This window comes from Burkholderiaceae bacterium DAT-1 (genome assembly GCA_019084025.1).
Classification (GTDB): domain Bacteria; phylum Pseudomonadota; class Gammaproteobacteria; order Burkholderiales; family Chitinimonadaceae; genus DAT-1.
The window spans coordinates 148,925-163,141 of record JAHRBI010000004.1 but is presented as its reverse complement, the minus strand read 5'-3'; the positions used below and the strand labels follow the sequence as shown (position 1 = coordinate 163,141).

General features: G+C 56.8%; 16 protein-coding genes and 1 tRNA gene. 9 read left to right on the top strand and 8 right to left on the bottom strand.

Annotated features, from left to right (window positions below; translation table 11 throughout):
• Nucleotides 1–147: 147 nt before the first annotated feature.
• From rlmD to KSF73_09335, 3 genes are all read left to right on the top strand, one after another.
• Nucleotides 148–1,467 carry a 23S rRNA (uracil(1939)-C(5))-methyltransferase RlmD gene (rlmD, locus tag KSF73_09345; protein ID MBV1775919.1) on the top strand — a complete coding sequence of 440 codons (1,320 nt, stop codon included), beginning with the start codon at nucleotides 148–150 and terminating at the stop codon, nucleotides 1,465–1,467.
• A gap of 135 nt (nucleotides 1,468–1,602) precedes the next feature.
• Nucleotides 1,603–2,238, top strand: coding sequence for a hypothetical protein (locus KSF73_09340; GenBank protein ID MBV1775918.1), 636 nt, complete (start codon nucleotides 1,603–1,605; stop codon nucleotides 2,236–2,238).
• Entirely contained in the window at nucleotides 2,235–2,489 is a 255-nt protein-coding gene (locus KSF73_09335) for a hypothetical protein (protein MBV1775917.1), read from the top strand. Before KSF73_09340 ends, KSF73_09335 begins: the two co-directional genes overlap by 4 nt.
• Nucleotides 2,490–2,506: 17 nt before the next feature.
• Here KSF73_09335 and KSF73_09330 read toward each other — a convergent pair whose 3' ends face one another.
• Nucleotides 2,507–3,403 (bottom strand): LysR family transcriptional regulator, encoded by an 897-nt coding sequence (locus tag KSF73_09330; protein MBV1775916.1) that lies wholly within the window; start codon nucleotides 3,401–3,403, stop codon nucleotides 2,507–2,509.
• A 128-nt stretch (nucleotides 3,404–3,531) separates the two neighbouring features.
• On the opposite strand from KSF73_09330, the gene KSF73_09325 reads away from it, so the two are divergent.
• Nucleotides 3,532–4,155: an NAD(P)H-binding protein gene (locus KSF73_09325; GenBank protein MBV1775915.1), complete on the top strand. Its 624-nt coding sequence runs from the start codon at nucleotides 3,532–3,534 to the stop codon at nucleotides 4,153–4,155.
• Here KSF73_09325 and KSF73_09320 read toward each other — a convergent pair.
• Both KSF73_09320 and blaOXA read right to left on the bottom strand, forming a co-directional pair.
• Complete coding sequence (locus KSF73_09320; protein ID MBV1775914.1) at nucleotides 4,152–5,309, bottom strand: acyltransferase; 1,158 nt, start codon at nucleotides 5,307–5,309, stop codon at nucleotides 4,152–4,154. The genes KSF73_09325 and KSF73_09320 overlap by 4 nt on opposite strands.
• Complete coding sequence (blaOXA, locus tag KSF73_09315) at nucleotides 5,306–6,160, bottom strand: class D beta-lactamase (GenBank protein ID MBV1775913.1); 855 nt, start codon at nucleotides 6,158–6,160, stop codon at nucleotides 5,306–5,308. The genes KSF73_09320 and blaOXA overlap by 4 nt, the downstream gene beginning before the upstream one ends.
• A 142-nt stretch (nucleotides 6,161–6,302) precedes the next feature.
• Between blaOXA and KSF73_09310 the strand changes: the two genes are divergently transcribed.
• Nucleotides 6,303–7,895 carry a hypothetical protein gene (locus tag KSF73_09310; protein ID MBV1775912.1) on the top strand — a complete coding sequence of 531 codons (1,593 nt, stop codon included), beginning with the start codon at nucleotides 6,303–6,305 and terminating at the stop codon, nucleotides 7,893–7,895.
• On the opposite strand, the gene KSF73_09305 is transcribed toward KSF73_09310, so the two are convergent.
• Both KSF73_09305 and KSF73_09300 read right to left on the bottom strand, forming a co-directional pair.
• Nucleotides 7,883–8,776, bottom strand: a complete 894-nt coding sequence (locus KSF73_09305) for an Inward rectifier potassium channel (GenBank protein ID MBV1775911.1) — start codon at nucleotides 8,774–8,776, stop codon at nucleotides 7,883–7,885. The genes KSF73_09310 and KSF73_09305 overlap by 13 nt on opposite strands.
• Before the next feature lie 114 nt (nucleotides 8,777–8,890).
• Nucleotides 8,891–9,577 carry a Bax inhibitor-1/YccA family protein gene (locus tag KSF73_09300; protein ID MBV1775910.1) on the bottom strand — a complete coding sequence of 229 codons (687 nt, stop codon included), beginning with the start codon at nucleotides 9,575–9,577 and terminating at the stop codon, nucleotides 8,891–8,893.
• Between the two features lie 143 nt (nucleotides 9,578–9,720).
• Here KSF73_09300 and KSF73_09295 point away from each other — a divergent pair.
• Nucleotides 9,721–9,810 (top strand) — tRNA-Ser (locus tag KSF73_09295).
• A 98-nt stretch (nucleotides 9,811–9,908) separates the two neighbouring features.
• On the opposite strand, the gene KSF73_09290 is transcribed toward KSF73_09295, so the two are convergent.
• Nucleotides 9,909–10,466: a DUF2878 domain-containing protein gene (locus KSF73_09290; protein MBV1775909.1), complete on the bottom strand. Its 558-nt coding sequence runs from the start codon at nucleotides 10,464–10,466 to the stop codon at nucleotides 9,909–9,911.
• Nucleotides 10,463–10,990, bottom strand: a complete 528-nt coding sequence (locus KSF73_09285; GenBank protein MBV1775908.1) for a chalcone isomerase family protein — start codon at nucleotides 10,988–10,990, stop codon at nucleotides 10,463–10,465. Before KSF73_09285 ends, KSF73_09290 begins: the two co-directional genes overlap by 4 nt.
• 95 nt (nucleotides 10,991–11,085) lie before the next feature.
• On the opposite strand from KSF73_09285, the gene KSF73_09280 reads away from it, so the two are divergent.
• From KSF73_09280 to KSF73_09270, 3 genes are read left to right on the top strand one after another with little or no spacing between them, the layout of a single operon-like run.
• The gene (locus tag KSF73_09280) at nucleotides 11,086–11,835 is read left to right on the top strand and encodes an SDR family oxidoreductase (protein MBV1775907.1); all 750 of its coding nucleotides are present in this window, start codon (nucleotides 11,086–11,088) and stop codon (nucleotides 11,833–11,835) included.
• Between the two features lie 6 nt (nucleotides 11,836–11,841).
• Entirely contained in the window at nucleotides 11,842–12,006 is a 165-nt protein-coding gene (locus KSF73_09275; protein MBV1775906.1) for a DUF2256 domain-containing protein, read from the top strand.
• Between the two features lie 22 nt (nucleotides 12,007–12,028).
• A complete protein-coding gene (locus tag KSF73_09270) occupies nucleotides 12,029–12,577 on the top strand; it encodes a DUF3833 domain-containing protein (protein MBV1775905.1) in 549 nt (182 codons plus the stop codon).
• Nucleotides 12,578–12,585: 8 nt separating this feature from the next.
• Here the strand turns inward: KSF73_09270 and KSF73_09265 are convergent, their stop codons facing one another.
• Complete coding sequence (locus tag KSF73_09265; GenBank protein MBV1775904.1) at nucleotides 12,586–14,118, bottom strand: cryptochrome/photolyase family protein; 1,533 nt, start codon at nucleotides 14,116–14,118, stop codon at nucleotides 12,586–12,588.
• Nucleotides 14,119–14,217: the final 99 nt, after the last annotated feature.

Below are 14,217 nucleotides of genomic sequence, written 5' to 3'. Positions count from 1 at the left end.
CAAAGCCGGCGCGGCACATTGCGTCGGCTTCATTTTTTGTAGAATCGCTTTCGTCACGCACCACATCGATCAGACGGCCATTTCACCTTGTAGGCCAAGCGGTTATAATTCCGCTCTTTTGCTTCTGCACGGTTACGGTTCAACGCCATGTCCCAAACACGACTCAACCCGATCGCCCACATCGAATCGCTCGACCACGAAGGTCATGGCATTGCCCGCGTCGACGGCAAAACCATCTTCATTGATGGCGCACTGCCCTTCGAAACCGTGCGCTACTCCAGCTATCGCAAGAAGCCGAATTTCGAAAACGCGCAGACGGTTGAAGTCCTGCAGGAAAGCTTCATGCGCGTGAAGCCGCAATGTCCGCATTATGATCTGTGTGGTGGCTGCAATATGCAGCATGCTGACGAGCGCTCGCAAGTGGCCGCAAAACAACGCGTACTGGAAGACAATCTGCAGCGCATCGGCAACGTGAAGCCGGAAGTGATTCTGCCGGCGATCTACGGCCCGACCTGGGGTTATCGCCACCGCGCGCGTCTCTCGGCCCGCTATGTGGAAAAGAAAGGCACCGTACTGGTGGGCTTCCATGAAAAGCGCTCGCGCTACATTGTGGACATGAAACAATGCGAGATTCTGCCACGCAAGATTTCCAATCTGCTGGTGCCGCTGCGCGGGCTGGTGATGCAGTTGTCCATCCGTGAACGTATGCCGCAGATCGAACTGGCCGTGGGTCAGGATGTGGATGTACTTGTGCTGCGCGTGATGGACCCGCTCAGCGCGGCCGATGAAGATATCGTGCGTGCCTTTGCCGACGAACACAAGGTGCAGTTCTGGCTGCAACCCAAAGGCCCGGAAACCGCCTATCCCTTCTACCCGCTCGACGCACCAGCGCTGACCTATACCCTGCCTGCGTTCGATGTCGTCATGCCGTACAAGCCCACCGAATTTACACAGGTGAATCCGCACATCAACCGCATGCTGGTCGGCCGCGCCCTACGCCTTCTCGATCCGCAACCGGGCGAGCGCATTGCCGATCTGTTCTGTGGCCTGGGTAACTTCACCCTGCCGATTGCCCGCTCCGGCGCAACAGTGGTCGGCATTGAAGGCAGCCAGCAACTGGTGGAACGTGCGCTGGAAAATGCGCAGAAGAACAATCTGGCCGACCGTACCGAATTCGCCGTCGATAATCTCTTCGAGATGACCGAAGAGAAACTGGCCGGCCTCGGCCATTTCGACCGCATGCTGATCGATCCGCCGCGTGATGGCGCGATGGAGCTGGTGAAATCCATCTCCGCCGAAAACGGCCCCAAGCGCATCGTCTACGTCAGCTGCAGCCCGTCCACGCTGGCGCGCGACGCCAATGTGCTGGTGAATGTGAAGGGCTATGTACTGAAGGCGGCGGGCATTGTGAATATGTTCCCGCATACCGCGCACGTGGAAAGTATTGCGTGGTTTGAGAAGCCTTGATGAGGTGGCCACATAGGCCATTTCCCAGTGTGCTTCAATTTAAGATACGATCGCCTTCAATATGGGGGCGGTCTTTTTTTGCCTCAACAAGCTTCAGGTCAATTGCTTAACTAGACAAACACTAGGCTCCATACCATGCACGACAACAAAATCATACGGGTCCCGATGAGAGTCGTATTTGCACTGTCGGTATGGTGCACGCTCTCGCAACACCTTTCTGCAACAACGCTACCCCGCCTGAGTGTAGATACACTTTACAAACACGCCGATGTGGTTGCGATTGTGCAAATTGAATCTGGCGAACTGGTAAAAAATGGAGAACAATCGTGTGGTGTCAAATATAGTGGCAGAATAATAAATGCACTTAAAGGCACCTTTAAAAAAGATGATTTGATCAATTTTGGCCCCTACCGAGATAATGGCATAGGCAGCTTTGCTTTAGTTTTCCTAAATGAATCTAGCAATGTATTCAATCCAAAGATATCTACCTCTCTGGAAATAGAAAAAGAAACCGAATATAAAGTGCAGTGTACAAAACGCATGCCAAAATATTCGATCATGCACGAAGGGTTTGGGTTACTTCCAATCTCATGGACCGCAAAGTTCGATTACAAGAATGCAGTCGCACTCAAAGACAGATGGCTTGCCAGTCCTGAAGGCATCGAAACCAAAAGGCGTGAAATCGATGATGATCGCATCCCATCAGAAGAGTACTGGGTGCTAGTTGATGATATGATTCATTACCTGAAGGAAAAGGCAGATATTAAATGAATTCAGATATCCAGATTACGCTTAGCGAAGATGAAGCATTGGTGTTGTTTGAATTTTTTGCTCGCTTTCAGGAAACAGATATCTTGCAGCTCAAAAATAATGCTGAATTCATTGCACTTTCAACGGTGAGTGCTCAGCTAGATAAGATTTTGCCACACCCGTTTTTATCCAACTACACACAACTATTGAACGAAGCTCAAGCGCGTCTCGCTGGCGACTATGATGGCCTAGCCCCGGGCGTACGACCATAAGGTATTGCAACTTCACCCTACCCCTCCCAATACGCCGTCCCAAACCGTTCCGCCAGAAAATCCAGCAACACCCGCAGCGCCAGCGATTGATGCTTGCGCGACGCATACACGCCGTAAATACTCATTTCCGGCAAGGGAAATTCCGTCAGCACTGGCACTAGCGATCCGTCCCGCAATTGCGCATCAACAGCAAAGGTCGGCTGCATGGTAATCCCGGCCCCAGCAAGCGCCGCCTGTAGCAGCACACCCGATTCATTGGCCGATAATCCACCCGACACCGGCACGGTATACGGGCCATCGTCGCCCACGAAAGTCCACATGGTCTGGCCGAAGTAGGTGTAGGTCAGGCAGCGATGGTGTTTCAGATCAGCAGGTTGCTTCGGCGTGCCGTGTTTCTGCAGATAAGCCGGCGAAGCATACAGTACCGAGCGACAGGCCGTGAACCGGCGGGCGATCAGGTTGGGATCGAGTTCGCCGGTAATCCGTACCGCCAGATCCACTCGCTCCTCAATCAGATTCACCGTACGATCCACCACCAACAGTTCTACCCGCGTCTCCGGATAGCGCTCGGTAAACGCCACCAGCACCTGACACAGATGCTGCTGCGCGAAGGCCGTACTACACGTCACCCGCAACAGGCCACGTGGCACGGCATCCGGCTCGGACACCGATGCCAGCATATCGTCGCCAATCTCCAGCATCTGCCGGCAGCGTGGCAACACTGCTTCACCCGCAGGCGTCAGGCTCAGGCGGCGCGTAGTTCGGTGCAACAGACGCGCGCCCAGCCAGCCCTCCAGCTCCGCGAGATAGCGCGACACCATGGCTCGCGACAGGTCCAGCGCATCAGCCGCTGCAATCTGGCTGCCTCGATCCACTACCTCGACAAAGACCCTTGCCGCCATCATGCGATCCATGTTCGCCCCTATTTGCTCGATTCATGCAACAAACAAATGCGATATACGCGGTTTTTCGCATCGATTCAAGCAATTAATATGCACTCCATCGCAAACACACGTGCAAACGCACAGAACAGGAAACCATCATGAAAATCGCTCTGATCGGCGCTACCGGCAACATCGGCCAACACATCGCTCGCGTGGCCCTGAATCGTGGCCATGCCGTCACCGCCATCGTCCGCAATGAACACGAAGCACTCGCAGCCGCTACACAAGTGAAGGGTTCGCTGGGCGATGCCGCACTGAACGAGGTGGTGAAAGGTCATGACGTGATCGCCAGCGCCTTCGGCCCGCGTCCTGACAATGTCGATGCTGTGATTGATGCCGCGCATGCACTGGTGAAGCTGGCCCGCGATACCGGCGTGAAGCGTCTAGTGGTCGTGGGTGGCGCGGGTAGTCTGGAAGTGGCACCGGGCTTGCAACTGGTGGATGCCCCCACCTTCCCGGCCGCCTACAAGGCCATCGCCGAAGCGCATCGCAAGGCACTGGCTGTGTTCCAGGCCGCCACCGACCTCGACTGGACCTTCTACGCCCCCGCCGCCATGATTGGCCCGGGTGAAGAAAAGGGCAGCTTCCGCGTAGGTAGCCGCACCCTGATCGCCGATGCAAACGGCGCCAGCGCCATCCATTATCCGGACTACGCCAGCGCCTTTGTGAACGAGATCGAAGCCGGTCAGTTCATTCGCGAAGTTGCAACCGTAGCCTATTAAGCACCTGACTGAACTGGATTGGCTTCTGGTAATTTCACTGCCTGCCCCCGATCCAGCCACCCCAGCAGACGCTCCCGCCAATAGAGGCTGGGGCGTTCTGCTATCCGGTACAGGGCATAGCCGCCCAGCAATACCATCGCCGCACAGATTGCCCAGCCGATCACGGGCTGGTCGGCAAACCGCGCGCTGAAAGTTTCGCGGTAGGCCGCCATCACCAGCTTATGACTGAGGTAGAGGCTGTAGGCCATTGCAGCCATCAGACCTGCACCGGGGATGCGCCAGCGGCTCAGCAGCGATCGATGGGCGCCTGCAAACACAATGAGCGCCATCGACATCGCCACCACCGGGTAGCCAAGCGCACTACTGACCAGCGTAAAGCGATCGTCGAACATCCGGCAGGCCAGCCACAGCAGCCCCAGCCCTGCCAGCAGCATCACGTTGGCAAAACGCCCGGAAGCCTCCCACCATTGCCGCCGGAATACGCGCATCGCCGCAAGCGCCACGCCCAGCACCAGTTCATCCATGCGGCACCAGGTAGGATAATAGATCGCTTCGAAATAGCGCGGCCACTTCAGCTCGTCATCCCCCAATACCGGCATGACAACCGTGGCCCACTGGTGATAGCGAATCCAGACGCCGAGCAATATCACGCCCAGTATCAAGCCGACACCGACCTTGAGCGATCGTAAGCGCAAGGCCAGCAGCGCAATGAGCGGCATGAACAGGTAAAACTGTTCTTCTACGCACAGTGACCACACATGCGAAAACGCTTTGCTGTGGGTGATGTCGATGAACAGGTTTTCCGTGAACGATGCAAACTGCCAGAAGGGCTGAATCTCCGGATTTTCGCGCAGACTTGGCAGTAGAAAATACACCGCCACGATCAGGATGTAGGCTGGCAAGGTCCGCATCAGACGTCGCGCATAAAAGCGCCCTGCGCTAAAGCGGCCCGCTTGCCAGGATTCAAACAGCTGCCCGCCGATCAAATAGCCGCTGAGCAGAAAAAACAGGTCTACGCCCATCCAGCCAAAGCTGAACCAGCCCGCCATGGGCAGTTTCAGGCGCAACAAACCCGAGTGAAACAGCATGACCGTAACAATAGCGATCATGCGCAGGGAATCGAGTCCTGCCAGTCGTGAAGGAGCCTGACTCACTGTTTCGCCTCCGGTATCACACCCAGCTGGCGCAGGCAGGCACGGCCGACCTGCTTGCGGGTTTCCGCCTCGATATGGCGTTTTTCATCCATGTCCATATTGAGTGCGAATGCATGGATGCCTTTTGCATCCTCCACCCAGCCCACCCACCAGCCAAGATCCTGCTTGCTGGATTGCGCCCAGCCAGTTTTGGCAAACAGACTGTAAGTGGTATCGGCATCCTGACGCAGGATATCGCGCACCGCCAACTGGTTGGCCTCCGAGAATGGCAGTTGCTTCATGGCCAGTCGCGTTACAAACTGCGCCTGCTCTTCGGCAGAGATCGCCAGCGGCCCGTCCAGCCAGAAGCGGTCGACCACCTGTCCGATATGGCCATTCCCAAAATTGGCGGATGTGACCCCGGCCTGCATCCGCGCCAGTCCGATGTCGCGGGCGATGCGCTGATATACCGGCACCGCTGAATACTTCATGGCTTCGCGCAGGGTCAGATCCTGCTCCCAATCACTATTCCAGTAATGCTTGCCGTCCCATGGAAAGACTTGGTCGACACTTTTGATGACGCCGGTTTCCAGTCCGATCAGGCTATTGAGTATTTTGTAGGTCGACGCGGGTACAAAGCGTTGCTGTGCGCGCTTGCTGTTGTATTCAGTAAGGGTCTGTGTGGCAGGTTCGTACAGTACAAATGTACCCTGAATTTTGCCATTTCCAAAACAGCGCTTCAGCTCGGGCATCTCCTTACGCACAGGTTCTGACGCATCGCTTGGTGCGCTAATAACAGCCAACACAATGGCCGCCAGCAGTCCCAGCCCGGATATCACAGCGGGGGGGTGTTCATGTGTGTGTTTGTCCATACCGGTGCGCCTCGTCTGGGTGTGTTTGTATGGACCGCATCCTGACGCTTTTTCGAATCGCATGCCTGTACACTGACCGTATCCTCTGTTTCACATGTAACCTATGTAACCAAAATATGTCTTGCTTCGTAAGTCATGCACAATGTCGCAATCCAACCGTGACCTTTCTACCATGATCCTGATTGATCTCCGCTCCCCGCAAACCGTGAATGGCCAGCGTGCCCCATGGCAATCGCTGTGGTTGCTGCTCCGGCTACTCCATCAGCATCGCAATGGCTTATCGCCACTGGTGCGGGCAGCCGAGCTGCGTGAGCAGTTTCCGGACGCACGCAATCAGCGCATGATCATCAGCCGGGCATTCAAGGATTTTGCAAGCTGGGGCATTCAGATAGGCTGGGGAGAGGACTGTCGGCGAGATCCTCGCCTATTGAATCCGGATGGACGTAGCCAGGGGCCGTTCTGGCTGGCCGAGGGCGAGCCCGAGCGCATCCGTTGCACACTCGATAATGACACCGCAACGGAGCGGGAAATCGGAGAGATGCTGGGCTTGAACGCACACAGCAGTCAAACCGGCAAACCGCAAACAGATGCTTCCCCCGGATTCTGGATGGCATTGGCGACTGCCCAGCAGGCGATGCGTGAAGGACGACTACTCACCCGTCTGGGGCAAGCACACCAGCATCAAGCGGGGGCACTCGCAGGATTCAAGGAAGCAGCTGCGATGGCGGGCGATCATCTGAGTGAAGCCCTTGCGGTATTGGGCGAGGCCAGCGTCTGGCGACGGCTTGATGACTTGTCGACGGCACGTAAAACGCTGGCCCGGCTGCGCAAGACGCTCAAGCTGGCCGGCCCCGATGACAGTGGCTATCTGGACGCCATGGAGCAAATTCTCAGCGCGTGGTGTACCTATGCACAACGGGATGTCGCCGGGACTGAAGCCATTCTGCAGGCCATGCATAGCCATCCACAACGCGGGCTGGTGGTGCGGATTCATCCACGTATCCGCTTCGAGTGGCATAATCTGATGGCGCTCAGCGAACGATCCCGTGCACTCGCTGCGGATAAGCGCTCCAGCAAATTGCGCCCCGAACACGCTGCAGCAGCAATGGCACACTTTGCGCAGGCCTTGCGTGCCGCTTTCGAGCAAGGCTCATTTGATGCCGCCCAGCAGGTCGCCGCCAATACGGGTATGGCGATCTGGCTATTCCGCGATCAGAGCTTGATTGCCGAGACCGCGCCAGGCCACACCCTGCAGGATGCTTTGCGCTGGCTGCTGTTCAGCGAGTGGCTGTGCCGCTGCGCGGGCGCGAGTGGCCACTCCGCATGGAATGCAATTTACCTGATGCGGATCGCCCGTGCCGCGTGTCGACTGAATACGCGTCTCTCGATGCGTCAGTTTCGTTCACTCACCCCCATGCCGCCAGACACCATCCTGCATTCAGCAGGCAATTCTGGCGCAATGCCCGATTGGCAATCGCTACTCCCGTCCAGCTGGCTTGCGTTGGCTCGCGACCTATATGAGGGCATGATGAGCGGGGCAGCGCGGTATAGTCTATTGCAGCGCTGCGGCGTGTGTCTGGAATACGGCTGGTATGCCACACATGCAGGAGATCTACCAGCAGCCCGCCGAGCGCTCGACGCCCTACGTGAGGCCATGCCTGACCTTCCCCCATCCGACCGTGACTATTTCAACGAAATCATCGCGACCCTGCCCGACGACGTTCAGTCTGTCTGAACTGCGGACTGCTCGGGCTCGACTGCATGGAAATATTGATAATCCATGTGGTGCACTCCCTGCGCGTCTTGTGTGCTGACATCTATGTAGCGATGATTCCAGCGAATATCCTTCGCGGAATACACATGCCGGGTCACGATCGATTGCGAGATGCTGTCATCGTGGCCCGTCATGGTCAGAATAAGGGAAGCTTCCTGCTCTTCCAGTAATTGCTCGTAGCAACCGCATAAGGGGCTATTTTCATCGATCACATGCATCAGCACCCAGCCCAGCACAAACATCGGCTGCTCGCTACGCACTAGTTCAATATCGTGAATGCGGCGGAAAACCTTGCCTTCCTGCGTCACTTCCCGGCGAATCAGCCGCAGTCGTGCAGACGCATCGAGAATCATATTCATGCGCGCATTGGCTGTACGGATCATCAGCATGCGCTTGCCATCCATCATGCCAACAACAGGATGCCGCGCAAAATTAATCCGTGCACGCGGACGCGAGAAGCGGGAGAAAATCGCCCCCGTCATCAGGGCGATGCTGGTCATCCCCAGAAAAATTTCCAGTGTGGCAATGAAATGCGCGTAGGCCGTTTGCGGGTGCATATCGCCGTAGCCCACTGTCGCCAGCGTCTCTACGCTAAAGAAAAAAGCGCCCCAGAACCCTTGCGGTGCAATGTTGGCGATGGGATCGTCACCCAGCATGTACAGGCTCGCAAACACCACATTCAACGACATAAAGACACCGGCAATACTCAGAAAAAATACCGGCCATGGTGCAGACAGCGCAAAGTGATACAGATCATGCCAGGTATGTGGTGGCATGTTATGAATGTGTACTTTGCCCTCTCCAAAGGGGATCACGCGGTGATGACGATGAAACAGCGACATGGATAACTCATAGCAAGTGGCAGGCACGCGATTGTATGTCGACGGCACACGTTCAAGCACAAAAAAACATGGCGCCCGGAGGCGCCATGTCGTGAATCAGTCAATCAGTGGGCGTTAGTCACGCTCGCCACCAAAGGCCATCAGCAGATTCAGCAGGCTGATGAAGACATTGTAGATATCGAGGTACAGTTGAACCGTTGCGGTGATGTAATTGGTTTCACCGCCGTTCACGATCTGGCTCACGTCGTACAGAATGTACAGCGAGAAGATCACGGTTACCATGACCGAGACAGCCAGCATCAGCGCCGGAATCTGCAGGAAGATGTTTGCCAGCGATGCTACCAGCGTAATGATCACCCCGACAAACAGGAACTTACCCATAAAAGAAAAGTCGCGCTTGCTGACGATCGCCAGAGCAGACATCGCAAACAGAACGACTGCAGTGCCTGCCGCCGCCATTGCAATCAGGGTACTACCATTGCTAAAGCGCAATGCATGCTGCAGATACTGCGACAGCCACAAGCCCATAAAGCCGGTCCAGCCCAGGGTCAGGAACACGCCTGCCGGACTATTTTTGGTACGCTCGATGGCGAAGAAGAAGCCAAAGCTCACGCCTAAAAACAGCAGGACACCCATGAGCGGGCTCATGGCGAACTTCATTGCGACGCCAAACCATGCTCCCAGCCCTGTCGGAATCATGGATAGCGCCAGCAGGAAGTACGTATTGCGCAGCACTTTGTTACGATCGACTGATTGGGCATAACCTGCCTCATACGTCGAGGTTTGCCATTGGGATTGCATGGTGGACTCCTTTTGAGACCGTGGTTGAACGACTACAGCTTAGATGCGGTCAATATATGGAAGTTTCAATCCGCTGGCAAAAATCTTTACAAATACTAGCCAACGGCCCGCACTCACGATAGAATGCGCCCCCTAACCACCCCGGAAGCGTGGCAGAGTGGTTTAATGCACCGGTCTTGAAAACCGACGAGTCTTCACGGGCTCCGTGAGTTCGAATCTCACCGCTTCCGCCAGCATTCAACAAAAAGCTCTTGGTTCGCCAAGGGCTTTTTGCGTTTCATCTCCCAGAGTCTCTACTACTCATCTCCCAAACGCATCCACGGCACATGCTTTACTGCGTATGCTCGGCATGCGATGCACTGGCATGTCCTGGCCGCTGCTGCAGAAAGGAGGCGCCCGCTAGTCCGGCGGGTACCAGCAGCGCAAAGCCCATGCCGTATGCGAGGCAGGTCGCCTGCAGATCGACGATCACCAGCGCACCCATTCGCGCAGCCGCCCAATAGGCGAGTGGCCCGCCAAGCCCCGCCAGACCGATAGCCAGCCAATATCGCCGCTGTAACCATGCCAGTGCCCCGTTAAAGGTTGTGGCAAATGACAGCCAGATGCCCGCCATCCATAGTGGCACCCTGTCCGATGCATTCGCATCCCCTGTGAATTGAATCCATCCTGTGCCGAGCACCATTTGATCAAGCATGAGTCCAGCCCCAGAGATGCAGAGTAGCAGACCCGTCTCGCTCCGGACTTGCTCACTCCGCGCCAGATGCCACCCCACCTGCGCCAGTGCGATAGGCATGGTGTACCATCCATGTCCGTTAGCAGCTGACATGACGGTTGCCAGCCATGCACATTGGTATGCAAGGGCATTGAGTACAGGGTACGGTGGTGTCAACCGGCACGCCCCTTCCCGATCAGTTCAGCCCGCAGTTCGGGTGAGCGTGCGTCTACACCCAGCCAGATAGCAAAGAAGCAGCGGGCAAAGGCCGGATCATTGATATCGGTGGTTTTACGGCCATTCAGATAAAAACGAGCGCCGGTTTCCGGCAGATACACGCCAGTAAAGCGATCTCCGGACGAAACATCTGCAAACGCCCGCTGCATACCGGCGCGCCAATCGGCTTCGTTCGACTTCCGGGCCGTGCAGGATGTCTGGCGTGCCATTTCGTCCATACTTGTATTGACTAGACGCTCGCGACTGATGCTGCGGCGATACGTCAACTCCAAGGCAAACGGTCGGTCGAATTCAAATGGCGATGTGGCCGACCAGAGCCGGGCATGATAGAGATTGAACCCGAACCAGCTAAAGGTACCCTGTCCGGCCAGTCGCGCACCCGGTACGTCATCCTGCCAGCCCGCATGACAGATCAGGCTAATGCCAAGTAAAAGTACGTACGAAGACCTGTGCAGTCGGATCATTGCATCCCCCTCCCGTAAGGAAACCCGTTTGGTACTTGCCAATCGCTACCATATAGTAGCATTATTTACCATCAAGTACATTCCTGGAGAACGCCATGGGTGCGATCTGGATTACCGGTGCGTCAGGTGCCATCGGCTCGGCTTTGGCACGAGCATTGCAGCCATCTGGCAGAACGCTGGTTCTGACTGCCCGTCATGAAGCCGCCTTGCAAGAACTGGCAGCCTCTCTGGATGGACCAACCGTCGTCCTCCCGGGAGATCTGACCCAGCCTGCCACCGCACGCACGCTGCTTGAACAGGCCGTGACCAAGGTGGGGGGCATCACGGCAATGGCGCATTGTGTCGGCAATACCGTGATTCGCCCGCTGCATCTGACACAGGATGCCGATATCGAGCAGACCATGCTGATCAACTATTTCAGCGCGGCATGGGCGCTCAAGGCATTCATTGCCTTGCAACTCAAGCAGAAAACTGCCGCCAGTGCAGTCCTGATGGGCAGCCTGATCACCCGGGGTGCCTTTCCCAATCATGAAGCCATTGCGTCCGCGAAATCCGCCGTGGCTACCCTTGCTGAATCGGCGGCAGCCACCTATGCAGGCAATGGTATCCGCGTGAACTGCATCCATCCGGGCCTCACACGTTCGAACTTGTCTGCGCGCCTGACGGGTACGCCCGAGGCACTGGCCCGCAGTGCCAGCCTCAATCCCATGGGCCGCGTCGGCGAGGGTGCAGACAGCGCTGCGATGATTGCCTTTCTGCTTTCACCTGAAGCAGGCTGGATCACCGGACAGCAAATTGCCGTCGATGGCGGGCATGGTGTGATTCATCCCTTACCGAAGGCCTGATCCATCATGCATCACAAACTCACCCTCCCCGCCAAAATCTGCCCCGCTTGCCAACGTCCGTTTAACTGGCGACGCAAATGGGCGCGCGACTGGGAGCATGTGGTCTACTGTTCCGAGCGCTGCCGCCGTGCGGGGCCGCCAGACGCGACGACCTATTCATCCTTACCCTGAGATCCCCATTGTGAACATCGCCATGCCTTCCGCTTTCAAACTGTGCACGATCCTCTTTACGCTGGCACTCACGGGATGTGGCTCGCCGGGTATCGAGCACTATCGTGATCAAACACCCAAGCTCGATCTCTACCAGTGGTTTGCGGGCGATACCTGCGGCTGGGGCATGTTCCAGAAGCGCAATGGCGAGGTGGTCAAGCGATTCAAAGTTGCGATCAGAGGTGAAGGCACACCCGATGCGCTGACCTTGAATGAGTCGTTCAGCTATGCGGATGGCAGCAAGGACTCGCGCATCTGGGCACTCACCCGCACCGCCGCGAATACCTGGCAGGGGCGCGCTGGCGATGTGGTCGGCGAAGCAAATGGCATCCAGTCGGGCAATGCCCTGCACTGGCAATATGTGCTGCGCCTGCCCGTCGATGACAGCACCTATGATATGCAGATGGATGACTGGATGTATCTCATTGATGCCGACACGCTGGTCAACCGCACCCGCATGAGCAAATTTGGCGTAGATGTGGGCGAGGTCACGCTGTTTTTCCGGCGCAATACGCATTGTCCGGCAGGCTAAGGCGCCCCCTACAGCGTATCGAGTCGCTCCAGATAGCGACCGGCAGTCGCCAGAATGGGTGCTTTTTCCGGATCGGGACGCTTTTTCCAGCCATTCACAATCATGGCCATACGCGGATTGGCGGAAAAGCGATCCTGATGACGGTCGATAAAATGCCAGTACAGCACATTGAAGGGGCATGCCCCTTCCCCTACCCGGCGCTTGCTATCGTAATGGCACCCGGAACAGTAGTCGCTCTGACCCTTGATGTAGTTCGCGCCGCCCGCATAGGGCTTGCTGCCTACCGTACCGCCATCGGCAAATAGCGCCATGCCACGTGTATTGGGCATTTCCACCCACTCGAAGGCATCGACATAGATACCGAGATACCATGCATCCACCTCATCGGGATGCAGTCCGGCCAGCAACGCAAAGTTGCCGGTAATCATCAGTCGCTGGATGTGATGAGCGTAGCCCAGCGTGAGAGATTGCCGCACGACATGGCGGACGCAGTTCATGCGGGTCTCCCCGCTCCAGTACCAAGCGGGAAGCGGCCGGGTCGCGTCAAGGGCGTTCAGCTGCGCATAATCGGGCATATTCGCCCAGTAGACCGCACGGACAAACTCGCGCCAGCCAATAATCTGCCGTACAAAGCCCTCTACAGATTCGATGGGTGCCTCACCGCCTTGCCAGGCGGCAATTGCAGCTTCCACGACCTCTAGTGGATGCAGCATTTTCAGATTCAATGCTACGCTCAGAGCCGAATGAAACAGCAGGGGCGCATGGACCGACATCGCATCCTGATAGGCGCCGAAATGCGGCAGTACCTGCTGGACAAACGCCTGCAAACCGGCCTTTGCCTGTTTCCGGCTGACCGGCCAGCGCAATGCGGCCGGATCAACCTCTCCCATGGTGCGCACGCCTGCCGCCTGAATCTCCTGATACAGCGCCGAGACATCCTCGGCTGCCCACGGCCAGTCCGGCGCCTGCGGCTGTCCCTGCCAGCGCCCTCTGTTACTGGCATCAAAATTCCATTTCCCGCCTACCGGCTGACCATCGGCATCCAGCAGAAGTTGATAGCGGCGGCGCATCTCGCGATAGAAAAATTCCATGCGCGGCACTCGCGTCGCGCACGTACGGATCGCCTCGGCTCGCGTCAGCAGAAAATGCTCGGTGGAGACCATCTCGAAGGGTCGGGCCAGCGTCTTCGCGGCAGCCTCCAATATCTGCTGCACCCGCCATTCGTCCGGCTCCATACAGGCCCAGCCCGCTGCGCCCGTCTCATCCAGCAGCATGCGTAGATTGCCTTCAATCGTCTGGGTATTGTCCGGATCACCAATTTTGAAATAGCGCACTCGGTGCCCGGCCTGCTGCAGCGCCTGCGCAAAGCGGCGCATGGCGGCAAAGATCGTCAGCACTTTCTGAATGTGATGCACCACGTAATCCGTCTCGCTGCGGATTTCCATCATCACATAGCAAACCGAGGCATCCGGCCGTACAAACCAGGGATGGCGGGCATTCAGTTGATCCCCGAGGATCAGGCGGAGGGTCTGGGTGGACATGGGCAGATCAACTTTCTGGGCATGAAAAGATGATACGCTACTCATTAGTAAACTTCTCTACCATATGGTAAAGTTTCTCGAAAAGCTGATCTGCAGGAG